Source organism: Aliterella sp. E5.1, from assembly GCF_057473825.1.
Map to the genome: position 1 here is coordinate 48,323 of NZ_JBYCCV010000006.1, position 23,775 is coordinate 72,097.

Consider the following 23,775-nt stretch of genomic DNA (forward strand, 5'->3'; position numbering starts at 1 on the left):
CCAGCAGACGGGATAGAAAACTGTAACTTGTGAGATTGAAGTGCGATCGCTTCCTCAATTAAACTGCATGGGATACTTTAAAGCAGATTATGGACAACGATCGCGAATACATTAGGGAAGTTGACGCTACGCGCGTCCGCGTACTAAGCGAAGCCTTACCTTATATCCAACAATTTTCTGGTCGAATTGTTGTCGTCAAGTATGGCGGCGCAGCCATGAAAGACAGCACCCTCAAAGATCGAGTAGTTAGGGACGTAGTATTTTTAGCTTGCGTAGGCTTGCGCCCAGTAATAGTTCATGGCGGGGGACCAGAAATTAATAGCTGGCTAGACAAGCTAGGAATTGAACCCCAATTCAATAACGGGCTGCGAGTCACCGATGCGCCGACAATGGATGTAGTAGAAATGGTCTTAGTCGGGCGAGTTAATAAAGAAATTGTGTCTTTAATTAACCAAGCTGGAGGCTCGGCAGTAGGTTTATGCGGCAAAGATGGCAATTTGATCAAAGCTCGCCCAGAAGGTCGTCAAGGAATCGGGTTTGTAGGAGAAGTCAGCACTATGGACGTGCGAATTTTAGAATCTTTGCTCAAAGATGGCTATATTCCCGTAGTTTCTAGCGTAGCGGCGGACGAATCAGGACAAGCTTACAACATCAACGCCGATACCGTAGCTGGAGAAATAGCCGCCGCTTTGGGCGCAGAAAAATTAATTTTGCTCACCGATACCGCCGGAATTTTGCAAGACTATAAAGATCCTGCAAGTTTGCTTTATAAATTGGACATCCAACAAGCCCGCGAATTAATTGCTACAGGAGTCGTAGGTGGAGGCATGATTCCGAAAGTAAATTGTTGCGTGCGGAGTTTGGCTCAAGGAGTAAAAGCCGCCCACATTATAGATGGACGCATTCCTCACGCCTTACTGTTAGAAATTTTTACCGATAGCGGGATCGGCTCAATGATTGTCGCTTCGGAGTTTTTGAACTAGAAGGACTGCTATTAGTAATTCATCGGTCTTAAAATCGTAGTATTGCGCTCCCGTACCCGGTAGCGCCTTTGTGTTTGAATTTCAATAATTGTCGGATTAATTAACGTAGAATCGCGAATTGTCGGATTAACTAATACTGGATTAGTCAGCGTCGTCCTTCTAGAATCTCTTACCTTAGTTACCGAGCCTGGATAATAACTAGGGTAAAAATAGGAGTTATGAGGATAAGTAATTGACGGGCTAGGAATGGGGCTACCGTAGATAATTGAATTATTTGGTGTAGGAATTGGGTTAGTGTAAATAATTGAATTATTAGCTGATGTTGGATCCGCATCAAAACCTTGGTTTTCAATACTGATAACTTGGGCAGAAAGTGGCGCTGTGGCAGCCCCGACGAGGATTATCGTTATGGGTTCGATCACTTTACGCGCTGCCCTTGGCGCGATCGCCCCTATATTCTTGAAAATATTTAAGTCGAATCGCCAACCCAGAGTATTCATAAGTTTTGTCCTAAGTTAATAGCACTAGCAAGAACCAAGCCTTAATTCAATTCTAATCATTTCTCTATTGGCAAAGTAGCCGGAGAAAATGGCAACATCAAGAAAGATCAGTTTTAATCAACGCAAAAAGTGACAGAAAGTTTAGAAATTGCGACGAAAGAATACCTCGCTGGAGTAGCAGCTTTTGAGCGCGGACAGTACCCTGAGTCTGTAAAGCGATTAGAGAGGGCCAGCGCTCTAGTTAAACGCAATTCGGACTTTGGGGGCAAAGTCCTAATTTGGTTAGTAACAGCTTATGAAGCCACCGGACAAACCGCAGAAGCGATCGCTTTATGCGAACAAATCAAACAGCATCCCGACGCTGAAACTAGCAAACAGGGAAAACGATTGCTGTATATTATGCAAGCACCCCAGCTAAAAAGACCAAGCGAATGGCTGACCCAAATTCCCGATTTAACAACGATCGCCGATAATACTAGCCAAACTCGTCTGAGCAATACTAATCTACCCCGTACTAAACCCAAACCACCCCAAAAGCCAGAACCAATAGATTTGAGTCAAGTAAATACTAAAGACAATCAATTTATTTGGGTATCGCTAATTTTCACTGGCTTGACAGTGGGCTGGCTTTTTTGGGCAAATTCGTAAATAGCATGAATTCTCTCTTGTAAAGACTACGATGATAACAATTCGCTCGCCAAGGCTAAAAAAATGAGTAATAAATTCTTGAAGCAGAAAATTAAGAGTTTGATTAAGCGCAGTCGAATAGTTTGGTTGATGCTCCTTGCATCGCTCTTACTTTCTGGTTGCGTTAAATACGACCTGGGCGTGGCTTTTGACCGTCCCAATCATGGGGAAATAGTCCAACATATTAAGCTAGGCGAGCGTCTAACAAGTTTTAGCGGCGACTCGGCGACTCAGTGGCTAAGTAGTCTCGAACAGCGTGCCAAACAATTGCAAGGCAAAGTCAAGCGCCTTTCGACAGAAGAAATTACTGTAACTATTCCCTTTGATAATGGCGCTGACCTAGAAGAAAAATTTAATCAATTTTTTAATCCTGTAGAGCCAAAAAACTCCGTTGAAACTGCCGAAGAACTGCCAAAAATCGACTCTAAACTACAGTTGCATCAAAACAACTTGTTGCTGCTATTACGCAATCGCTTAATTTATGACTTAGATTTGCGGAGTCTATCTTTAATTGCCAATAACGGTAATGTGCTAGTTAGTCCAGGTTCAGTCTTTGATTTAGAGTTTAGTCTCAATACTCCTTGGGGGGGTCGGAGCATCGAAAAGGCAGAAAACGCTATCCATCCAGAAATTTACTCGAAGGGACGACAAATGTTGTGGAAACTGCAACCAGGGCAAATAAACCACATAGAAGTAGTTTTTTGGCTGCCTGACTTTTTGGGCATTGCTACAGTATTTATTTGTTTATTTGTCGCCCTAGGAATTTTCTTAAGATATAGTTTTATGCCCGATCCCCAAACCCTTCTAGCTCCCCCCGTTCCTCAAAACCAATAGCAAAACTAGGGAGCCAAACGCTCAATTAGCCAGCTATTATCTTCAAGACGGCGATAAAGCAAGCGATCGTGCAAGCGGCTAGTTCTTCCTTGCCAAAACTCAATTTCTGTCGGTACGACTCGAAAGCCTCCCCAATGCTGGGGACGAGGAATAGTTTGCTGTTCGTATTGAGCTTGTAATTGCGCTTGGCGTTGTTCCAAAACCTCACGACTTGCGACTTTTTGACTTTGGTTTGATACCCACGCGCCCAATTGACTATTAATTGGGCGTTGCTGGAAATACTCATCAGATTCTTGGGGGGAAACTTGCCAAACTTTCCCCTCAATTCGGACTTGGCGCTCTAACTGCGCCCACCAAAAAACCAAAGCCGCTTGAGGATTAGTTGCTAGTTCTTGCCCTTTGTGGCTGAGATAATTGGTATAAAATACAAAACCGCGATCATCATAGTCTTTAAGTAAGACCATTCTAGCTGACGGTTTGCCCTCTACTGTAGCTGTACCAAGGGTCATAGCATTTGGTTCGGGCAATTGGGCACCCAAGGCTTCATCAAACCATTTTTTAAATTGTTTAAAGGGATTGGGATCTAAATCTATTTCCCTTAATCCTTCTTTCGTGTAATCTTTGCGAAGAGCGGCTACGCTTATATCCATCTTGGGCTGCTTGAAATGGGAGTCTCAATAGTATAGGTTACTTGAAATGCGCCGTTCAGCCTCTTTTCAACGTTTAATTATTATTGGTTTCGGCGCTCCGGTAGTTGCTCTAAATGTTTGGGTACTATCCCAAGCTTTTAGCTATTTCGATCATTTGTTTACGGTATTGACTGTTGCAGCAATTTTAGCTTTTTTGTTAAATTACCCAGTCAAATTTTTTGAACGAATCGGCATCACGCGCACCCAAGCCGTAATTATTGTGTTGCTTGTCAGTTTAGCGCTATTGGTAGTTCTGGCTTTCACAATTGTGCCGTTAATTTTTAACCAACTGCAAGAACTATTACAAGGTATCCCCGCTTGGCTGGAGATGAGTCAAGACAATTTGGCAGGGCTAGTAGATAAATGGGCAAGAGCTAGACGCTTACCTTTAGATTTAACGGGCTTTAGCAGCCGCATTACCGCCCGCATCGAGAGCCAAGCCCAAGTATTTGCCGGAGAAGCCTTTGGCTTTGCATTAGGTACTCTGTCTGGGCTAGTTGATACTGTGCTTGTGATAGTCCTAGCTTTTTATATGCTGCTGTATGGCAAAGTTGTCTGGAGGGGTTTAATTGACTTAATTCCTGCTCCCTTTGGCTCGGCTTTTAATACCTCCTTACAGCTAAATTTTCACAATTTTTTCATTACGCAGCTAATACTCGGACTATTCATGTTTATGACTTTAACGCCGATATTTTTAGCTTTGAGACTACCTTTTGCTTTACTGTTTGCGTTGCTGATTGGAGGTGCGGAATTGATTCCATTTATTGGCGCAACTTTAGGCATCGGATTAGTGACACTTTTAGTTTTGTTTCAAAATTGGTGGTTAGCTGTTCAAACAGCCATATTTGCGATCGTTGTCCAACAGTTTAAAGACAATGTTCTCGCACCTAGACTAATGGGAAATTTTACTGGGCTTAATCCCATCTGGATTTTTGTAGCTTTATTAATAGGGGCAGAAATAGCTGGGTTTTTGGGGGCGCTTGTAACTGTACCCATTGCTGGCACGATTAATGGGACTATTGAGGCAATTCGCACCGAGCAAGCTAGTAAAGTTGTCTCCGCCATAACTATTGCCGACAATTCACCTAACGGCAATAAAGTTTAGACAAAATGCTCTATAACTTAAAGCTAAACTATCAACTTTTATCGACCAGTCTGAGTATTAGCTCTAAGAAATCGCACTTTTACTAAATAAATACCTTTATGGATGCCGATACACTGTTTGCAAGTATTGCCCTATTAATTGACCTTGCCCAAAAAGGTGAAATCGATCCATGGGACGTGCAGGTAATTGAAGTCATCGATCGCTATTTAGTCAAACTCCTTGCCAATCAAGAAACTGCACCCTCTGCCTACGAAACAGACTTGTCACAGTCGGGGCAAGCTTTTTTGTCAGCATCAATGCTAGTGCTATTTAAAGCCAACACTCTGAGCGCTTTAGAATTGAACCCAGTAGAAGAAGATTGTGACTTGTTAGCCTTTGCAGAGGCAACTGTTGGCAAATCTAGAGAGCATTTAGAGCAACACATCCGCCGTCGCACGGCAGCTTTACCACCCCAAAAACGAGCCGTAACTCTCTCTGAATTAATTGCCCAGTTGCAGCTAATGGCAACTCAAACTTGCCTTACCGAGCAAGAAATTCATGCCTTACCCAATCGCCGCCGTCATGTGCGCCCAGCCTCTCGCGCTCAAATTACTCGTGCCACTTTAGAACTTGCTCATCAAGAAAATTTGACGGAAGTAGCGGGCAAATTAGACCAATTTTTGACAAGTTACTCTCAACAGCTACCCCACCAAAGTTGGCTGAATTTAGATCAGCTTGTATATTTGTGGCATCAAGAAACTAGCCACTCCCTATCCTTACTTTTGCCGTCAGACAGTGTAGAGTTGCAAGCTGAGGCGAAAGAAACAACTGCAACGGAAGCAGTAGGCGATCGCATTGGTGTATTTTGGGCTTTGCTGCTGCTATCTGCTCAATCCAAAGTAGAGTTAGAGCAAGAGGAATTTTATCAAGAAATAAAAATTCGGGCTATAACCGTACCAGTAGTTAGCGATCGCCCTGAAGGGTTGTAAATGTAAAGTTTTAGTAAAATCCCAAAATCCGAGTAGATTAATATACAGGTAAATAACTAGAACGCAGCAATTAAGGTAAAAAATATCTATCTACCCTTTGGTAATTGCAATTTTTTCTTCAATTGCGTACAACTAACTAGCCTGCCAAAAAGTGCCGATTTTGTAAGATGGTACTTTTCTCTAGGGTGCGATCGCCCTCTAATCACCATCCAAGGCTGAAATTGACAGATGATGGAATTCTCAAGTAACCATAGTGAAATGGCATTAACGGAGGAGTGAAACTTTATGAAAGCCATGATTTTAGCGGCTGGTAAAGGTACTCGCATACGCCCGATTACTTATACAATGCCCAAACCAATGATTCCCATCCTGCAAAAGCCAGTGATGGAATTTCTACTGGAACTACTGCGCCAGCACGGTTTTGACCAAATTGTGGTCAATGTCAGTCACCTAGCTAACGAAATTGAAAGTTATTTCCGCGATGGGCAACATTTTGGCGTGCAAATTGCCTACTCTTTTGAAGGACGAATTGTAGACGGGGAACTTGTCGGCGAAGCGATTGGCTCGGCGGGAGGAATGCGCCGAATTCAGGACTTTTCGCCGTTTTTTGACGATACTTTTGTCGTTCTATGCGGCGACGCTTTAATTGACCTAGATTTGACCGCCGCCGTCAAATGGCATAAAGCAAAAGGGGCGATCGCCACCGTTGTAATGAAATCTGTCCCAAAAGAGGAAGTATCTAGCTACGGCGTAGTCGTCACAGACGAAGAAGGCCGGATTAAAGCTTTTCAAGAAAAGCCATCGGTGGAAGAAGCTTTAAGCACAAATATTAATACGGGAATTTATATCTTTGAACCGGAGGTATTAAATTACATTCCTTCTGGTCAAGAATACGACATCGGCAGCCAACTGTTTCCCAAGTTAGTTGAAATCGCCGCACCTTTTTACGGCATCTCTATGGATTTCCAATGGGTAGATATTGGCAAAGTTCCCGACTATTGGCAAGCCATTCAAGATGTGCTGATGGGCAAAGTTAAAAATGTCAAAATTCCCGGTCATCAAGTCAAAGAAGGCATTTATACAGGGTTAAATGTTGCTGTAAATTGGGACAAAGTAGATATTACAGGGCCCGTTTATATTGGTGGTATGACTCATATTGAAGATGGAGCCAAAATAGTCGGACCAACGATGATTGGTCCCAACTGCTGGATTTGTGGGAATGCTACAGTCGAAAATAGCGTAATTTTTGAATATGCCCGCCTTGGACCTGGGGTGCGCTTGGTAGATAAGCTAGTATTTGGACGTTATTGCGTAGACAAGACTGGAGCCACCATTGACGTACAAGCGGCGGCTTTAGATTGGCTAATTACCGATACTCGGCAAGCACCACCATCCGAGCCACCATCGGAGCGTCAAGCGATCGCCGACTTATTAGATAGTCACTAGCAATTACGAGCAGGAAAAAGAATATTTGCGCTTCTCCTGCCCGGATAAAAAATTGCTTAGTTGCTCAAATAAGTATATCGACTTAAGCTCTGTTCGTAGGTTTGCAGCAATCTTTGGGCTTCGAGCAGAGTAATTCGCTTGTCTTGCAAGGCTTGCTCGGTGCGCTTACGGATACTTTCAACCAAATCCTCTGCATCGTATTGAACATAACCGACAACTTCCGTCATCGTATCGCCTTTGACTACGTGTTCAATTTCGTAACCTTTGGGCGTTAATTGGATATGTACGGCATTAGTGTCGCCAAACAGGTTATGTAAGTTCCCCATAATTTCCTGGTAAGCACCACTTAGAAACATTCCCAAATAGTAAGGCTCCGATGGCTGGAAAGAATGTAATTCTAAAACTGACTTCACATCTCTTAGATCGATAAAGCGGTCAATTTTGCCATCGCTATCGCAAGTCAAATCGGCTAATATCCCGCGTCTAGTTGGTTCTTCTCCCAAACGATGAATTGGCATAATTGGAAATAGCTGATCTATCGCCCAACAATCTGGCGCTGACTGAAAAACCGACAGATTGATGTAATAGATGGAAGCCATGATTTTTTCCAAGTCTTCCAAATCGTCCGGTACATAGTCTTGTTGCCGAGTAATTGCCAAAATTTTCTCGCAACACGCCCAATAAATCCGCTCTACTCTTGCTCTCTCCGTCAGGCGCAAAATTCCGAGATTAAAGCGACTAATAGCTTCTTCTTTAAACTGGGTAACGTCGTGAAAAGTCTCTTGGAAGTTTTCGACATTAATCGACTGATAAGTTTCCCACAAATTCCAAATAATCGGCGGTTCCCCTTCTTTGGGTGGTTCCGGCTGTCCTGATGGGACATCGCAGGTACTCAAAACGTCAAAAATTAGTACCGATTGGTGAGAGGCGATCGCTCTGCCACTTTCACTAATCAGAGTTGGTACGGGCAATTGACGTTCGGCGCAAGTCTCTTTCAACTCTGCCACAATATCGTTAGCGTAATTCTGCATATTGTAGTTTTTGGAGGCATAGAAATTGGTTTGCGAACCGTCATAATCTACCCCCAAGCCACCACCCACATCCAGATACTTCATATTTGCGCCCAAAGTCGCCAATTCTACATAAATCTGGCTGGCTTCGCGAATTGCGTCTTTAACAACATTAATCGCGGAAATTTGCGAACCAATGTGGAAATGCAACAACTGCAACGAATCTAGCAAATTAGCGGCGGTTAGTTTCTCCACCGCTTGGATAATTTCAGGAATAGTTAGCCCAAACTTAGCCCGATCTCCACTAGAACCACCCCAGCGGCCAACCCCTTGAGTGCTAAGTTTCGCCCGAATGCCCAAAATTGGCTTAATTCCTAGCTGACGGCTAGCTGCAATGACTAAATCCACTTCCTCTATCTGCTCTAGGACAATAATTGCCGTTTGTCCTAGCCTTTGGGATAACATCGCCGTTTCAATGTATTCTCGGTCTTTATAACCATTGCAAATTAGCAGCGCTTCGGGGGTATCTAGTAGCGCCAGCGCAATCATTAGTTCGGGTTTTGAGCCAGCTTCCAAGCCAAATTGGTGAGGTTTGCCAAAACGTACCAAGTCTTCAATCAAATGCCGTTGCTGATTGCATTTAACCGGGAAAACGCCCTTATAAACCCCAGGATAATTGTATCTAGCGATCGCTTTAGCAAAGCAAGCATTCAACCGCTCGATCCTATCTTCCAAAATATCAGAAAAGCGAATTAGTAGCGGTAGCCCCAAATTGCGTTGTTTGAGAGCGCTAACTAATTCAAACAGATCCAACGAGCCACCGCGATCGCCTTTGGGAGAAACGGTGATATTACCTACGGCATTAATTGAAAAGTAAGGCTCACCCCAACCTTCAATTCGATAAAGGTCTTCGCTATCTTCAATCTTCCACGAGTGCGTCGCGTCAGTTCTAACCAGTGCTACCGATTGTTGCTTCGCCGATATTCCAGCTTTATTTTCAGGGGTTTCGATGGTGGCTTTTTTTTCAATTTCTGATGTAGCGGTTGACTCAACACCCATTTTTTGCTGACCTCAATTATCACCTGACGAATAGCCAGTTTAACGCATCTATATTAAGAGCATCTAAGCTAATAGGGAGACTTTCTAGGCTAATCTGATTTTTGTAATGAGTTCGCACGTTTTGGAGAGATAGTTTTGGAAAGGACATTTATCGCTATTAAGCCGGATGGAGTCCAACGCGGGTTAGTGGGCGAGATTATTTGCCGTTTTGAAGCCAAAGGTTTTACTTTAGTTGGCTTGAAATTTATGAAAGTCAGCCGCGAATTGGCAGAGCAGCATTATGACGTTCACCGCGAAAAACCCTTTTTTGGCGGTTTAGTTGAATTTATTACCTCCGCCCCTGTAGCTGCGATGGTTTGGGAAGGTGATGGTGTAGTTGCTTCTGCTAGAAAAATGATTGGTGCTACCAACCCTCTAACAGCCGAGCCAGGGACGATTAGAGGTGACTTTGGGATAAATATTGGGCGCAACCTAATTCACGGCTCTGATGCGGTAGAAACGGCGCTACGCGAGATTGATTTGTGGTTTAAGGAAGATGAATTAGTTAATTGGCAACCGACAGTAAGCGGTTGGATTCGAGAATAAACAAAGCCCGCCTAGGCGGGCTTCACATTACCAAGTTTTATTTAGAAACGGGGTTTTTCTCCGGTTCTGGAGTTGGAGAAGATGTTAACGTCCTTTTTGAGAAACCCCAAGCAAAAATAATTGCGATCGCGCTAATCATTACCCACTCTGGCGGGATCAAAGCCGAGTCAAACACCCGCAGCAGCAAGCGCAGACCTACCAGCGCCACTGTAATGTAGCCTGCATCCTCTAAATGCTCAAATTCATCGAGCCAACGGATAAACAAGCCCGCCATAAAGCGCAATGTAATAATCCCAATGGTTGCACCCGTCAAAACTAACCAAGTTTCTTGAGAAATCGCGATCGCTGTTGTGACGCTATCTAAGGAAAATGCCAAGTCTGTAAAGGCAATCACCGGAATTGCTTGCCATAAAGATGTAAAACCTGGAGCATGATGCTCGTTGCCGTCTTCGTCCTTTGACGAACTAAAATACTGCCATGCCAGCCACAATAAGTAAGCCGAACCTAGTAATTCAAATTGCCAAAACTTTGTTACCCAAGTTGCAGTCAAAATTAGGCTAATCCTCAGCACGTAGGCAACTACTAAGCCAATATTTAAGGCTTGAGGCTGAAGTTTGGGATCTTCTAGTCGTTGGGCAAGCGCTGCTAGAGCGATCGCATTATCCGCCGATAGCACTGCTTCTAGAAACGACAAGATAATTAAAACAAAAGCAGCTTCTATTCCTGCATGGTAAGGAGAATTTAAAATTTGGTCAAGCATTAACGATTTCTATAACCCAAAACTCATATATTGATAAATAGCTGGCTAGTGCTACCACTATCCAGCTTAACCCTTGTACGACCAATTCCATAATCGGATGGCGCGATCGCACTTTCAATCTTTTTATATCTATTCACCCTTAATGCAACAGAATTTCAGTATCTTAAAGTACACAACGCTCTAAATAACCCCAGTAAAAATACTATTGCATTTACCAAATAAGTGAGTTAAATTTCTTAAGAGTTTTTTGTAAAGCTAGGTTAATAACCCTATTAAATTAGTTTGACTTGAGTTACGAGTACAGAGAATAGATCGATATCGAATAAAAAAAAATGGACAAAGTAACTTTTTAGTTGATATTAAAGATCGAATTGACCTAATTTAATAATTGCGTAACAAGTATAAAATACTGCTTGCCAAAAGTTTATTACAACAAGTGTGATTAATCATTTTAACTTATGGTAGATAGCAGCCAAGCCGAATTAATAATTGAAGCAGGACGAACAGAGAGACAATATTGGCAAGATTTGTGGAAGTATCGGGAGTTGTTTTATTTCCTGGCGTGGCGCGATATTTTGGTTCGTTACAAGCAAACAGCTATTGGCATATTTTGGGCATTAATCCGCCCATTTCTAACAATGGTAGTGTTTACAATTGTGTTTGGTAATTTAGCCAAGTTACCTTCTAGTGCGCCTTATCCTATTTTAGTATTTGCCGCCATGCTACCTTGGCAATTTTTTTCTAATGCGCTAACAGAGTGTAGCAATAGCTTAATTAATAATGCCAATTTAGTTTCCAAAATGTATTTCCCGCGCTTGATTGTACCCACAAGTTCGGTAATAGTTAGTTTTGTAGATTTTTTAATTTCCGGCATGATATTGTTAGCGCTGATGGCATGGTATAACTTTGTACCTAGTTGGCGAATTTTTACACTGCCAGCATTTATTATCATTGCTTTTGCAGCTTCAATGGGTGCGGGGTTGTGGTTAGCAGAATTGAAAACAATAATTTAAGCAAAAAGATTGGTTTACCCGCTTGCACTTACCTAAATGTATAAAGCATAGTTATTGCAACTTTTGATGGCAGAAAGCCAATTATAATTCACTTAGAAAAGGAGATTTACATAACTAAATGAGTATTTTATTGTGCTAAACAAACTTACTGCTGTTAGTCAAAAGCTGAGTCCTGGGCTAGGCAAAATTATCCATAATGCGGGTTGGCTATTTGCTGAACGTGGTTTGAGTATGGTACTAACCTTATCTGTAGGAATTTACGTAGTTCGGTATCTTGGCGCGGAAAATTTTGGCAAATTGAGCTATGTCATAAGCTTTGTTGGTTTATTTGGAGCGTTTGCTAAATTAGGCTTGGATGCAATTGTAGTCCGTAACATTGTGCGTAACGAAAATTTTACACAGGAAATATTAGGTACAGCTTTTGTTCTCAAGTTTATTAGTAGTTTATTAACTATTACTTTAGTCAGTTATGCAACGTGGGTTTTAGAAGACGATCCCCAGATGCGCTGGATGACGTTAATTGTTGCATTAGGATTATTATTTAGCTCTTTTGAAGTAGTTGAGTTTTGGTTTCAGTCAAAAGTCTTGGCAGGAAAGATTGTAATAGTTAGAAGTATTCAATTAATTTTGAGTTCCGCAGCCAAGCTCGTGTTTATTACTCTTAAGCTGCCTTTAATGGCATTTATCTGTTTGATACTAGCAGATGTATTTTTAAATTCAGTTGGCTTAATTTGGATTTATTTTCAGCACAAGCAGTCAATTTTATTATGGAAGGTCAATTGGTCAACATCTATATACTTACTCAAAGACTCATGGCCTTTAATTTTATCTGCGGTCATGGTTAATATTTATTTAAAAATTGACCAAGTTATGTTAGGTAGTATGACAGACAATGTCACTGTTGGTAACTATGCAGCCGCAGTAAGGTTTTCAGAAATTTGGTATTTTGTGCCAATAATAATTTGCTCTTCTGTATCTCCAGCAATTATTCGTGCTAAACAAAGGAGCGAGCAAGAATATTGTAGTAAGCTACAACAACTATATGACTTAGTGGCTTGGATTTCCCTAGCGATCGCAATTCCCATGACATTTGCATCAGGTACTTTGATCGATACTTTGCTAGGTAAAGAGTACAGTCAAGCCGGAGAGATTTTGGCTTTACACATCTGGGCAGGACCGTTCGTATTTCTGGGTGTGGCTGGTAGTCAATGGTTGATAGCTGAAAACCTTACGAGTTTCAGTTTCGCGACAACATTATTAGGTGCAGTAACTAACATTTTGTTAAACTTGTGGCTTATTCCAGCTTATAAAGGTAGTGGAGCCGCTTTAGCAACGGTGATCTCTTATGCAGTTGCTTCTCATATTAGCTGTCTACTTTACCCTACTATGTTTAACAATGCCTGGATGTTAACCAAGGCTTTATTTATACCATTTCGCCTGCGACAGAATTTAACTTATATAGGATATGTTAAAAAAATATTCTCTTAATTTTTTTGAACACAGAAGATAATGCTATGAGAGCTTCCAAATATATACTAGATACCTATGCTAAGGTTTTTGCCAAAATAAAGATATTACTCGGTCTAAAGTTTTTTGGGTTGAACTATATCCTAGAACTTTTACTGTTTTAAATAATGAAATTAGAGGTTATGATGTTAGTCCGATCAATCAAGCACTATCAGATTCTAAAGGCAAAGTATTGTTATGTGACCATATTCAAAACGATAGCTCTTCTCATGAACTTTATGTTCAGATGTTATTGAGCAAATTAACAAAGGAAAAAGCATGAGTTTTAAAATTGACGTTTCAACAATAGATAATTTCATCCAAGAAAACAATATTGGAAATGCTGTCCCCTTACTCAAAATTGATGTCGAAGGTTATGAAATAGAAGTATTAAAAGAAGCGAGAAAATCTTCCAGCAGAGGAATTATTGATGCTGTACAAATTAAGTCTACGCAAATTAATTCAACGTCCAAAGTATTTATGAAAGATTTCTTCAATATACTAGAGGAAAATCTAATTTTTGTAGAATGTTGCCCTCTAAGGGTGTTTTATTAAGAATATATTATCCGACAATTTATGAGATTTTTGGATACCAGAATATTGTTTGTCTCAAAAAAAATTGAATGATGTCTAATACTATACCTGAAAATGAAAGTAGTATTTATGATACAGAGTATCAAATTAATCTAAAAAGTCTGTTGCTTTTTGAGATGAGAAGCTTGTACGGTAGATTATTTTTATCAACCTGTCCAAAATTAAATCAAAATAATCAAAACTACTTACATCTAGGCTGTGGAATGAATAAATTTGAGGGTTGGATTAATGCAGATTTTTTTGCTGGTCTAAAACCTTGGAAAAAGTATACCAATGGACCGGATTGGACGCTTGATCTAAGGTATTCTCTCAAGTGTAAGGATAATAGTTGGGATGGAGTATTTACTGAACATACTCTTGAGCATCTGTATCCTGTTCATGCTTTGAACTTGATCAAAGAATTATACAGAACAATGAAGCCTAAAGCTTGGATTAGAGTAACCGTTCCTGACCTAAAGAAATATGTAAATTACTACTGCGGTGAAAAAGTGGACGATAATTTTTTGCAATGGTCAACCGGATGTGAAGCTATTCATTCTCTTACACAAAACTATATACATCTGTCTGTTTGGGATAGTAAATTACTAGGACGTTTATTGCAAGAAGTAGGATTTATAAACATCAAAGAAGTTTCTTTTATGGAAGGGTTAGATCCGATGCTACTTAAAGATAGAAAGGATAGACAATGGGAAACTTTATATATGGAGGCTCAAAAACCTGGAGACATTAAATGATAATGAAAACTCCTGTTGCTTTTCTTATCTTCAATCGACCTAATACAACTAAAAAGGTATTTGCAGCAATTCGTCAAGCTAAACCGCCTAAGCTATTAGTCGTTGCCGATGGGCCTCGTGCAGAACGCTTAGGCGAGGCGGATAAATGTCAGGTTACACGTGCCATTATCGATGGTGTTGATTGGGATTGTCAGGTAATGACTAATTACTCTGAGGTCAATTTAGGTTGTAAAAAACGGATATCAAGTGGGTTAGATTGGGTATTTACAGAAGTGGAAGAAGCAATCATCTTAGAGGACGATTGTCTACCAGCACCATCTTTTTTCAATTTTTGTCAAACTCTACTTGAACGCTATCGACACGACGAACGCATCATGCACATTAGCGGTAACAACTTCCAAGATGGTCAAAGCAGAAATGATTTTAGTTATTATCTATCAAAATATACCCATATTTGGGGATGGGCTTCTTGGCGCAGAGCATGGAAGTATTACGATGTTACTTTGAAAACATGGCCGCAATACAAAAAACCTATTATGATTGGCTCAATATGTGAGTCAGCTTGCGAACAAAAATACTGGACAGATATATTTGAAAATGTTTTTAACAATGGTATAGATACCTGGGACTATCAATGGCTATATACCTGCTGGTTTCAGAGCGGTCTTTCAGTTTTACCTAACTCAAATCTTGTTTCAAATATTGGTTTTGGTTCAGATGCTACTCATACTAAAGGTGAAAACTTTTTATCGCAATTACCAACTAAAGATATTTGGGAGATAAAGCATCCATCTTTTATTTTAAGAGACAAAATTGCAGATATTTATACATTTGATTATCATTATGGAGGCAAAAAGTTAAAACAAACTAATCACTTTATATCAAAAGCCAAACACAGTATTAAATCCATTAAAAATAGCTTTCAACAGTCATAACATCATATATGTCTAGTTATACTTACGAAGAATCTGTACGCTGGATGCGCTGCCAGCCAGAATTATCTCAACTGGTAAAATTTTGCTATCTCGACCAAGACAACCTTGCTGCTGCCAAACGGTTTATATTAAGCGAAGAATTTGTTGAAGTCGTGAAGATTTTGAAAATAAAAGGATCGCATACCAAGCTAAAAATACTCGATTTAGGTTGTGGTAACGGCATTGCCTCTTATGCTTTTGCCTCGCTTGGGCATGATATTTCTGCGGTAGATCCTGATACCAGTGAAGATGTAGGGCTAGGTGCAACTAAAAAATTAGCGGCAGTGGTTGACAATGGTTCCATACTTACTTACCAAGCTTTTGCTGAAGCCTTACCATTTGAGAATGGAATTTTTGATATTGTTTATGCCCGACAAGCTTTACATCACTTTACAGACTTAAAAAGAGGTTTAGCTGAATGTGCGCGAGTATTGAAACCTAAAGGATTTTTATTAGCAACTAGAGAGCATATTGTTAACGATCGCGAACAACTAGAAACTTTTCTTGAAGAACACCTATTACATAAGCTACATAATGGTGAAAATGCTTTCCCTTTAAAAGATTATAACCTGGCAATCGAGCAGTCAGGCATCAAACTTTTGAATATATTTGCTCCTTTTGACACGGTGATTAATCATTTTCCTTTATCAAACTCAGGGCTCAAGAATTCTTTATTTGAAAGCTTAAATAAAAAAGTTGGAAAGTTGCCAGCAAAATTTATTTCAAAACTTCCTTTTATAGAGGCTATCTACCGTTATTATTTGTCGCAAAATTGTAATTCTCCAGGTAGGCTATATTCTTTTTTGGGTTCTAAACAGGAGAATAAGTAGTGCGAATTTTCTATGATGGGCAAGTGTATAAAATAGCACCTAATCAAGGTATTAGTAGGTACTTTGCCAATGTAATTAGTAGATTGCCAGAAAGTTATACACCTTTGGTAACAACTTACGCTTCTGGAGTAAATTACCCATATCATCCAAATCTTCAACTATTTAAGTACAAAAATTTTAGACCAGGTCGGCTTTCCTATTGGCTAGAAAAATATTATTTTAATTCTGTTAGTAATTCAACTCAATTCGATCTCGCTCATCCTACTTACTATTGGTTGTTATCTCGTCAAGAGATTAGTCGATACAATTGTCCAGTTGTTCTAACAGTTTATGACATGATCCATGAACTTTTTTCCAATCAAATGGATCCTAGCGGTTGGCAAATTGAAGAAAAGCGGAAAGCTATTCATGCAGCCCAAATGATTATTTGTATTTCTGGAAATACTAAAAAAGATTTGTTAGAAAGATATTCAATACCAGAAAATAAAGTAAAAGTTACCCATTTAGCTTCTAGCATAAATGCAAGTATGGCTTATGGTTCTGAGCCTGTACCATCTCGACCTTACTATCTTTATGTAGGCAGTCGTAATAGTGATTATAAAAACTTTGATGGTTTATTACTGGCTTTTGCTAAAGCAGCAAGCGTACAAACCGATCTAGTATTATGCGTCGTTGGTTCACCTCTAAACCAAACAGAAAAAAAATTGATTGCTAAGTTTAAGCTCATTAATCATATTGAGCATTACAGGTATGCTAACGATTGTCATTTAGCAAAGCTCTACCGTTGTAGTATCGCCCTTGTTTATCCCTCTTTATACGAAGGCTTTGGCATTCCGCCTTTAGAAGCTATGTCCTGCGGTACGGTTACTATTGCGTCTGATTCTTCCAGTATTCCTGAAGTAGTGGGTGATGCAGGTATATTATTCGACCCTCAAGCCACGCTTGACTTAGCTGATATCCTGCTTTCTCTATTGGATAATTCTTTAGAACGCGATCACTTAATAGCTAAAGGACACCAAAGAGCGAGAATGTTTAGTTGGGATAAAACTGTGGCCCAGACCCTGGATATTTATCGCTCTCTTGCTTGAAGAAAGCAAGTAGTAAGCTTATTAAGAGTCAACACTACCAGGTATCCATAGTTATGTATCTTCTAACACTACAAAGGCAACGTACCCAGAGATGCAATCAATTTCTACAAAAAGCTTGAAGCGATAATTTATTATTCATTTGATAGCAGTGTATAAATTATTAAAGCATATCAAGCTCATTTACCTTATTGGTGTAGCGAACCTAGAGCGGACAATAGATGCCATTAATAATAGTCAAAATCAATTTTGACTTTCCTGAATAGTTATTGATCAATAGAAAATTATAAGTTTCAGTTTAAATAGTAAGGAGCAGTAATGGAAGGTCATATATTATTAAATGGTATACTTGCGTCCTTATTACTATTTTTTACACTTAGAAAATGGGTGTTAAAAGGTGATGTATTCCATCCAGGTTTTATATACTGTTTGATAAATTGTGGGCTTTTTATAGTTTTTGCTTTTGGACCTTATTCTTATGGTTTTAAGTTAGATTTTTCTTACTACTATATGTATGTATTAATTAGCTTTATGTTCATTATTGGCATTATTTGGGGAGGTGCCAAAGGTCGTAAAAAAATAGTAAAAGACATTAAAGTAAGCTATTTGCATTTATGGCTCATTTATGCAATATTAATAAGTTTACTATTTGCACGATTAAGCAGTTTAAATTTAGGAAGTGGTGCTAATTTAGAAACTGGAGTAAATAATAGAATCGCACAATTAGAGCAAATACAATCAAAACTGAGCCTGACAACTTTTATTTTAACAATTATTGAAATTAGTTTCGTTCGCCTAGGCGCAGCAATAGTTACTGCGTACTCAGTATACCAACGAAAAAAATACTGGCAGATCGCCTTGTTAGTTATACTGCTAACTTTAAATAGTATTTTTACAAATTCTAGAACAAATTTTTTAATCGGCTTAATACCAATACTTATTACTATTTACTCAGTATTAAAAGACCAAAAAGTTATTGATTTCACTAAAATGAAGTGGTCCAAGAATTTCAAATTCACTGTGCCAATTACCATTGCAATAATACTTGTAATAGGTATACTTACAAACGCTCGTTCTTCAATAGTTGCCGCCGACTACACTGTTTCCTACGAATATATTGAATCTACTACAAGTTTGCAACGCAAGCAGTGGTTTAAAGAACTTGCTCAATCTCAACCAGTTGCAGTTATAAGCCCTATTGCAGAGCTTTCTATTTACGCTGGTTCTACTGTTGCTCATGGAGGTCTAGTTAGTGAAGTCGCTATAAGCAATGGATTAAGAACATGGGGCTTGAGAAATTTTTTCCCTATTCATAGAATTTTGTCTCAGCTAAAACTAGATGGAGGATTTTCAGCATTTTCTAGGAAAAACTATCAGAGTATAGTGGCAAGTGCTGCATCTTCTTTACCTCCCATTGAATACAGTTGGTGGGGCTATCCTGCTAACCTAATTGTTGACTTTGGCTACATTGGCTCACCACTAGCGTCTTTCATCACAGGCTGGATTATTGGGTGGATTTATGAAAGAGTTTCAAATAGCGGATCTATTCTCAAAGCTACTGGTCACTCAGTGATTCTTATATCTGTTATTCTTACCCCTGCCTTTGGTCCTTTTAGTGAGTTTTCTAATTTTACTACTCTTATGATAATTATTTTTTATATAATAAGCAATTCAATTAGTATAAAATACTTGCAATACTGAACCAAAAAATGAAGTCTTACCCATTAATTGATGTTGTAATTCCTAACTACAATAAAGGGAAATTTATCAAAGATTGTTTGCTCTCACTTTTAGAGCAAACGTTTGATAGATGGCGTTGTATTATTGTTGATGGCTTTTCTGATGATGGTTCATGGGAAATTATTAAAGAATATGCTGCTAAAGATTCAAGAGTTGAAGTTCATCAAATACCAAGAAATGGTCTATACAATAGCTGGAATTTTGGCTTATCAAAGGTAAGTAATCCCTATTTTTGTATCCTTACAAGCGATGATGTCTGGGACAAGAACTGGCTGCAAGTATCTGTTTCCAGTTTAGAGAATAATTTGGATGCAGTTTGTGCAGCAGCTAGAACAAGAATAATCGATGCTAAAGGGCAACGTTTAGAAATAGCAATTCATAATTTAATAGGGGAACAACTTTTTATTAATGATTATCAACAATCAAAATTAATAAAAGGAAGTCTTAGTTGTGTAGCTAATTATTTTTTAGGCTCGATATATACTAGCGTTCACTCATTGTTAATGCGTCGAGAAATTCTATTAAACGGTGAAAAATTTAGTGAAGATGTAGGAGTTATAGCAGATTATGAATGGTACTTAAGAATAGGATTATATGGAAATATCATCTATCATCCTTTCATCGAAGCTAGTCATCGCTCTTATCTTGGACAAGCAACTGCCAAAAATAGATTAAAAGAAAATGGGATTTTTATGCAAAAAATTCATCTTAGAAATCGCGAAGTAATTGCTAAAGAATTAGGTAGTGTTGGCAATTACTTTATAGCATTAGCTACTAGATACGATCGAGAAATTTTAGCATATCGCTATGCAAGACCAACAATAAAAGAACTAAAGCTGAATCCAAAATCTGCATTGTTTGAATTACTGCTACTTTTCAAAAAAATGTCCAATCAGCTAATTCAAGATATATACCTAAAGATGCTTGGTAGAAATTTTTATATTGAGAGTAGTCTTAATTATGCTAAAGACATATATAATATCGCCAACACAAAGATATAAATAAGAATATAAAAGCAAGTAAAATGTGTTTGTATTTGTAGCAAGCATTAAATTATAAATTTACATCCACTTTAAAAAATAAAAGTTACAACTTTGAAAATAATCTGTCTAAAACTCGTTAAACGTTATTTAATAAGTAGGTTAAGTAATGACAAAAATTGAACCTATAGCTATATCTAGCCTCGGCGACCCGAAGCATACAAAAACTTGGTCAGGTACTCCCAAAAATATCGCTGATGCACTTGAAAGCTTAGGGCTGACTGTATTTGGTATTGATTCAAGTATTAAAAATAAATATCAACGCCGTGCTTACTTGCTACTTCACAAAGTGTCTGGGTTGGGAACTTATGACTATGGTAGAGGAAGATTTACTCGCACCTACAGCGCTAGTATTGTTCAAGCCCAAAGTCAAGCTTTTGCTTGTAAGAAAGTTTTACATACAGGTACTTTAGACTTACCCGGAGCAAAACTCGATCGAGAAATAGAACATTATTTATTTTGTGACTCAACTTGGAATTTATGGGCGCAAAATGCTACGGATATCAAATATTATACGCCAAAAATGTTACGGATTGCAGAGGAACTTGAACAGCAATCTTATAGCCAGATTAAGCATTTCTTTCCTATCTCTAGCTATGTCCGAGAGAACTTAATTACTCATTACAAAATTAATCCCAAACAAATTACAGTTGTGGGTACAGGTAGAGGAGGTATTGAACCATTCACGAGGGAAAAAGATTATGGAGGACATATTCTCTTTGTAGCCAAGGAACGCTTTGCAGATAAAGGCGGTCTTATCCTGCTTGAAGGCTTCAAAATTGCTCAGAAAGATAATCCATCTCTCAAGCTAGTCATTGTTGGTCGAGATGAGTATCGAGATTTAATTGGCTCTATGCATAATGTAAGTATTACTGGATACATTCCGTGGGAAGAATTGCAAAACTTGTTCAATACCGCAGCGTTGTTGGCGATGCCAGCACTCAATGAGCCATGGGGTCTAGTTTACCTCGAAGCTCTCGCCTGTAAAACCCCAATTCTTGGACTAAATCGAAATGCCTTACCAGAGATTACTAATCATGGAAAGTATGGATTTTTAGTAAATGAACCAACACCCAACAGCATAGCTGAGGGAATTTTGAGCGCTTTCTCTGATTTAGACAGACTGAAGAATATGGGCGAAGCAGGTCAGAAGTTTTGCCTAGAGACATTCACCTGGGAGCAAGTTGCTACTAAAATCGCCAACGTCATGCTTGAGACTTCGTTTTGAAGTAAAACGCTGGTCAGTAAGATTAAGCAAACTCTAGATTAAAGGAAATAAGGTAATGAAGGAAAAAAAATTTATCATTATTACAACTATTAACTACCCAACGGAGGGAGTGAAAAAGATTGCTACAAACTGTCAAAATTGGAACATCCTGATTATTGGTGACAATAAAACTCCATCTGACTGGAACTGGGAAGGAATAGAATTTTTGTCTGTACAAGCTCAAACAATGCTTGATAGCACTTTTGCTCAAGAGTGTCCCTTCAACCATTATGCTCGAAAAAATATCGGTTATTTACAAGCTATACAATCCGGTGCAGAAGTTATTGCTGAAACCGACGACGACAATATCCCATACGATGGCTTTTTAAATGCCGTTGATAGGTCTGTTGAAGGTCAATTAGTACAAAAATCCGGCTGGGAAAACGTTTATACCCACTTTATAGATACTAAAATCTGGCCGCGAGGTTTTCCCTTGGAATATATCAACCAAAGCTTAAAAAGTAGAAGTTCCTTAAGTGAAATCTCTACATTTGATTGCCCAATTCAGCAATACTTAGCTGATGGAGATCCAGACGTTGATGCTGTTTATCGATTAACAACTCAAGCTGAAACAAAGTTTAGAGCGAACACGGTTATTCTTTCAGAAGATACATTTTGTCCCTTCAACTCTCAAAATACGATTTTTTGGCCGGAAGCTTACCCACTATTGTACTTACCCAGCTTTGTGAGCTTCCGTATGACTGACATATGGCGCTCTTTCATTGCTCAAATCTGCTTATATAAACTTGGTAAAAGCATTGCTTTCCGTGAACCTACTGTGTTTCAAGAAAGGAATGTTCACTCTTTGATTCGCGACTTTAAAGATGAAGTGCCAGGCTACCTAAATAACGTCAAGATTGTGGAAATTTTAAGCGACCTACCACTATCAGATTCGCCAGATATGGTTGGAGAAAACCTACGTATGTGCTATGAAAAATTAGTAGAAGCGGAAATTATCTCACCACAGGAATTGAATCTTGTAGATTTGTGGTTGAAAGATTTAGCATCATTTAGTAATTAACTTTATTCAGCACAAAGTTTTAAATAATAAGCATTTTTTTAGAGAATTTGGCTGTTCTAAGCTTATTAATTTCTATTTATGAGATTAAAAAAAGATAATGAAATTGACCTGGAAGATAAGGAATTACAGTAAGTGAAAATTTTATTGATTTCTGAACATTACGAATCGGTTGTTGGTGGTACAGCAACTTATGTTCAAGCTGTGTGTAATGCACTTAATTCTTCTAAAGAATTACAAGTTGATTTAATTGTACCAAACCATGAGAAAAGTATTAACTTGAAAATAGTAGATAAAGCTGATAACTTTCATATTCATTACCTTGGTTCCCCGCAAATTATAGATAGGAATAAACGCAAATGGCGATTGGATTTTGTTGCCAAGGTCAATACTTATTTAAAACAAATTATTATTGACATTTGTCCAGATATCATTCACGTGCTTTTTGGTATATACCTAATTGCAGGATTAGAAATTGAAAGCTTAAAAGTACCTTATTGCGCCACGATACATAGCGTACCACCAAGAGAATGTAGTAAAACTTGGAATGGAGATCGGCTATTTGACTATGCTATTGAGCAGTTGAGACTAAGGATTATTCAAGTAATTAACTATCGTAGGCTTTTACGCCATAAATATCAGGCATACATTGCTGTAAGCCACAGATTTGGTAATGAACTATCTAAAACACTTCCTAAAGCAAGAATTGTTCCTATTGAACATGGGCTTCCTACCTCATCTAGAGCTTTTTCTTCACCCCAAAATTTTAATAAAGCCTGCCATTTACTTACTATAGGTGCTTACATTCCCCATAAAGGACAACATTTAATAATAGAAACTGCCGCTCAATTGCGCGATCGCAAATTAGACTTTTGTTGGACTATGATGGGAACTATTCGCGTCCAAAAATATTATGACTACTTGCAAAAACGTATACTAGACTTGGGTTTAGCCGATCGTATAATTATTAAAGCTGATGTCTCTAGGCAAGAAATTGACACCGCCTATGCTAGTAGCGATATTTATGTCCAGCCTTCTTTAGAAGAAGGTTTTTGTTTTACAGCTTTAGAAGCCGCCTTTTATCAATTGCCCATTGTGGGAACTAATGAAGGGGCAATTCCAGAAATTATCCGTAGAGGGCAAGGTGTATTAAGCAAACCATTAGTCTCATCACTAATAGACGCAATAATTGAAATCCAATCTAATCCCACAAAGTTTACTTACACTGAGGCACAACTTACAGCTTTGGTAAATCATTATTCTTGGGGGCGAATGACGGACGAATTGCTGGCACTTTATCAATCTTTAATCAAAACAGCTTAAACTTATAACCTAAAAATGATATTTC

General features: G+C 38.8%; 22 protein-coding genes and 1 pseudogene. 19 read left to right on the forward strand and 4 right to left on the reverse strand.

Annotated elements, in window-relative coordinates; all coding sequences use genetic code 11:
• The first annotated feature begins 89 nt into the window (after positions 1-89).
• Positions 90-983 carry an acetylglutamate kinase gene (gene argB, locus AC2VE5_RS04015; protein WP_486886488.1) on the forward strand — a complete coding sequence of 298 codons (894 nt, stop codon included), beginning with the start codon at positions 90-92 and terminating at the stop codon, positions 981-983.
• 11 nt (positions 984-994) lie between these two features.
• Here argB and AC2VE5_RS04020 read toward each other — a convergent pair whose 3' ends face one another.
• Entirely contained in the window at positions 995-1,483 is a 489-nt protein-coding gene (locus AC2VE5_RS04020; RefSeq protein ID WP_486886489.1) for a hypothetical protein, read from the reverse strand.
• 129 nt (positions 1,484-1,612) lie between these two features.
• Here AC2VE5_RS04020 and AC2VE5_RS04025 point away from each other — a divergent pair, with 129 nt between their 5' ends.
• Positions 1,613-2,131 carry a hypothetical protein gene (locus AC2VE5_RS04025; protein ID WP_486886490.1) on the forward strand — a complete coding sequence of 173 codons (519 nt, stop codon included), beginning with the start codon at positions 1,613-1,615 and terminating at the stop codon, positions 2,129-2,131.
• A 63-nt stretch (positions 2,132-2,194) separates the two neighbouring features.
• Entirely contained in the window at positions 2,195-3,004 is an 810-nt protein-coding gene (locus tag AC2VE5_RS04030) for a DUF3153 domain-containing protein (protein ID WP_486886491.1), read from the forward strand.
• Positions 3,005-3,009: 5 nt separating this feature from the next.
• Here AC2VE5_RS04030 and pdxH read toward each other — a convergent pair whose 3' ends face one another.
• A complete protein-coding gene (gene pdxH / locus AC2VE5_RS04035; RefSeq protein WP_486886492.1) occupies positions 3,010-3,654 on the reverse strand; it encodes a pyridoxamine 5'-phosphate oxidase in 645 nt (214 codons plus the stop codon).
• 46 nt (positions 3,655-3,700) lie between these two features.
• Here pdxH and AC2VE5_RS04040 point away from each other — a divergent pair, with 46 nt between their 5' ends.
• From AC2VE5_RS04040 to AC2VE5_RS04050, 3 genes are all read left to right on the forward strand, one after another.
• The gene (locus AC2VE5_RS04040; RefSeq protein ID WP_486886493.1) at positions 3,701-4,798 is read left to right on the forward strand and encodes an AI-2E family transporter; all 1,098 of its coding nucleotides are present in this window, start codon (positions 3,701-3,703) and stop codon (positions 4,796-4,798) included.
• Between the two features lie 98 nt (positions 4,799-4,896).
• On the forward strand, positions 4,897-5,766 hold the full coding sequence (locus AC2VE5_RS04045) for a segregation/condensation protein A (protein WP_486886494.1): 870 nt from the start codon (positions 4,897-4,899) through the stop codon (positions 5,764-5,766).
• Positions 5,767-6,051: 285 nt separating this feature from the next.
• A complete protein-coding gene (locus tag AC2VE5_RS04050; RefSeq protein WP_486886495.1) occupies positions 6,052-7,212 on the forward strand; it encodes a nucleotidyltransferase family protein in 1,161 nt (386 codons plus the stop codon).
• 56 nt (positions 7,213-7,268) lie between these two features.
• On the opposite strand, the gene speA is transcribed toward AC2VE5_RS04050, so the two are convergent.
• Positions 7,269-9,281, reverse strand: coding sequence for a biosynthetic arginine decarboxylase (gene speA / locus AC2VE5_RS04055; protein WP_486886496.1), 2,013 nt, complete (start codon positions 9,279-9,281; stop codon positions 7,269-7,271).
• A 135-nt stretch (positions 9,282-9,416) separates the two neighbouring features.
• On the opposite strand from speA, the gene ndk reads away from it, so the two are divergent.
• Positions 9,417-9,866 carry a nucleoside-diphosphate kinase gene (gene ndk / locus AC2VE5_RS04060; RefSeq protein WP_486886497.1) on the forward strand — a complete coding sequence of 150 codons (450 nt, stop codon included), beginning with the start codon at positions 9,417-9,419 and terminating at the stop codon, positions 9,864-9,866.
• Between the two features lie 37 nt (positions 9,867-9,903).
• On the opposite strand, the gene AC2VE5_RS04065 is transcribed toward ndk, so the two are convergent.
• The gene (locus tag AC2VE5_RS04065; protein ID WP_486886498.1) at positions 9,904-10,626 is read right to left on the reverse strand and encodes a TerC family protein; all 723 of its coding nucleotides are present in this window, start codon (positions 10,624-10,626) and stop codon (positions 9,904-9,906) included.
• A gap of 458 nt (positions 10,627-11,084) precedes the next feature.
• Here AC2VE5_RS04065 and AC2VE5_RS04070 point away from each other — a divergent pair.
• From AC2VE5_RS04070 to AC2VE5_RS04125, 12 genes and pseudogenes are all read left to right on the forward strand, one after another.
• A pseudogene (locus AC2VE5_RS04070) lies at positions 11,085-11,624 on the forward strand (ABC transporter permease); the annotation flags it as partial.
• A 147-nt stretch (positions 11,625-11,771) separates the two neighbouring features.
• Positions 11,772-13,127, forward strand: coding sequence for a flippase (locus tag AC2VE5_RS04075; RefSeq protein WP_486886499.1), 1,356 nt, complete (start codon positions 11,772-11,774; stop codon positions 13,125-13,127).
• Between the two features lie 297 nt (positions 13,128-13,424).
• On the forward strand, positions 13,425-13,700 hold the full coding sequence (locus AC2VE5_RS04080) for an FkbM family methyltransferase (protein WP_486886500.1): 276 nt from the start codon (positions 13,425-13,427) through the stop codon (positions 13,698-13,700).
• A gap of 68 nt (positions 13,701-13,768) precedes the next feature.
• Complete coding sequence (locus AC2VE5_RS04085; RefSeq protein ID WP_486886501.1) at positions 13,769-14,473, forward strand: class I SAM-dependent methyltransferase; 705 nt, start codon at positions 13,769-13,771, stop codon at positions 14,471-14,473.
• Positions 14,470-15,408: a glycosyltransferase family 2 protein gene (locus AC2VE5_RS04090; protein WP_486886502.1), complete on the forward strand. Its 939-nt coding sequence runs from the start codon at positions 14,470-14,472 to the stop codon at positions 15,406-15,408. The genes AC2VE5_RS04085 and AC2VE5_RS04090 overlap by 4 nt, the downstream gene beginning before the upstream one ends.
• Positions 15,409-15,416: 8 nt before the next feature.
• Positions 15,417-16,277, forward strand: coding sequence for a class I SAM-dependent methyltransferase (locus tag AC2VE5_RS04095; protein ID WP_486886503.1), 861 nt, complete (start codon positions 15,417-15,419; stop codon positions 16,275-16,277).
• Positions 16,277-17,365, forward strand: a complete 1,089-nt coding sequence (locus tag AC2VE5_RS04100; protein WP_486886504.1) for a glycosyltransferase family 4 protein — start codon at positions 16,277-16,279, stop codon at positions 17,363-17,365. The genes AC2VE5_RS04095 and AC2VE5_RS04100 overlap by 1 nt, the downstream gene beginning before the upstream one ends.
• A 315-nt stretch (positions 17,366-17,680) precedes the next feature.
• A complete protein-coding gene (locus AC2VE5_RS04105; RefSeq protein ID WP_486886505.1) occupies positions 17,681-19,063 on the forward strand; it encodes an O-antigen polymerase in 1,383 nt (460 codons plus the stop codon).
• An 8-nt stretch (positions 19,064-19,071) separates the two neighbouring features.
• A complete protein-coding gene (locus tag AC2VE5_RS04110; RefSeq protein WP_486886506.1) occupies positions 19,072-20,103 on the forward strand; it encodes a glycosyltransferase family 2 protein in 1,032 nt (343 codons plus the stop codon).
• Between the two features lie 148 nt (positions 20,104-20,251).
• Positions 20,252-21,370, forward strand: coding sequence for a glycosyltransferase family 4 protein (locus AC2VE5_RS04115; protein ID WP_486886507.1), 1,119 nt, complete (start codon positions 20,252-20,254; stop codon positions 21,368-21,370).
• Positions 21,371-21,425: 55 nt separating this feature from the next.
• A complete protein-coding gene (locus AC2VE5_RS04120; RefSeq protein ID WP_486886508.1) occupies positions 21,426-22,430 on the forward strand; it encodes an STELLO glycosyltransferase family protein in 1,005 nt (334 codons plus the stop codon).
• A 132-nt stretch (positions 22,431-22,562) separates the two neighbouring features.
• Positions 22,563-23,750 (forward strand): glycosyltransferase family 4 protein, encoded by a 1,188-nt coding sequence (locus AC2VE5_RS04125; RefSeq protein ID WP_486886509.1) that lies wholly within the window; start codon positions 22,563-22,565, stop codon positions 23,748-23,750.
• Positions 23,751-23,775: the final 25 nt, after the last annotated feature.

Coding starts and splice junctions, on each gene's coding strand:
- argB (WP_486886488.1), top strand. CDS start 90: ATGGACAACGATCGCGAATACATTAGGGAAGTTGACGCTACGCGCGTC.
- AC2VE5_RS04020 (WP_486886489.1), bottom strand. CDS start 1,483: ATGAATACTCTGGGTTGGCGATTCGACTTAAATATTTTCAAGAATATA.
- AC2VE5_RS04030 (WP_486886491.1), top strand. CDS start 2,195: ATGAGTAATAAATTCTTGAAGCAGAAAATTAAGAGTTTGATTAAGCGC.
- pdxH (WP_486886492.1), bottom strand. CDS start 3,654: ATGGATATAAGCGTAGCCGCTCTTCGCAAAGATTACACGAAAGAAGGA.
- AC2VE5_RS04040 (WP_486886493.1), top strand. CDS start 3,701: ATGCGCCGTTCAGCCTCTTTTCAACGTTTAATTATTATTGGTTTCGGC.
- AC2VE5_RS04045 (WP_486886494.1), top strand. CDS start 4,897: ATGGATGCCGATACACTGTTTGCAAGTATTGCCCTATTAATTGACCTT.
- AC2VE5_RS04050 (WP_486886495.1), top strand. CDS start 6,052: ATGAAAGCCATGATTTTAGCGGCTGGTAAAGGTACTCGCATACGCCCG.
- speA (WP_486886496.1), bottom strand. CDS start 9,281: ATGGGTGTTGAGTCAACCGCTACATCAGAAATTGAAAAAAAAGCCACC.
- AC2VE5_RS04065 (WP_486886498.1), bottom strand. CDS start 10,626: ATGCTTGACCAAATTTTAAATTCTCCTTACCATGCAGGAATAGAAGCT.
- AC2VE5_RS04080 (WP_486886500.1), top strand. CDS start 13,425: ATGAGTTTTAAAATTGACGTTTCAACAATAGATAATTTCATCCAAGAA.
- AC2VE5_RS04085 (WP_486886501.1), top strand. CDS start 13,769: ATGATGTCTAATACTATACCTGAAAATGAAAGTAGTATTTATGATACA.
- AC2VE5_RS04090 (WP_486886502.1), top strand. CDS start 14,470: ATGATAATGAAAACTCCTGTTGCTTTTCTTATCTTCAATCGACCTAAT.
- AC2VE5_RS04095 (WP_486886503.1), top strand. CDS start 15,417: ATGTCTAGTTATACTTACGAAGAATCTGTACGCTGGATGCGCTGCCAG.
- AC2VE5_RS04105 (WP_486886505.1), top strand. CDS start 17,681: ATGGAAGGTCATATATTATTAAATGGTATACTTGCGTCCTTATTACTA.
- AC2VE5_RS04110 (WP_486886506.1), top strand. CDS start 19,072: ATGAAGTCTTACCCATTAATTGATGTTGTAATTCCTAACTACAATAAA.
- AC2VE5_RS04115 (WP_486886507.1), top strand. CDS start 20,252: ATGACAAAAATTGAACCTATAGCTATATCTAGCCTCGGCGACCCGAAG.
- AC2VE5_RS04120 (WP_486886508.1), top strand. CDS start 21,426: ATGAAGGAAAAAAAATTTATCATTATTACAACTATTAACTACCCAACG.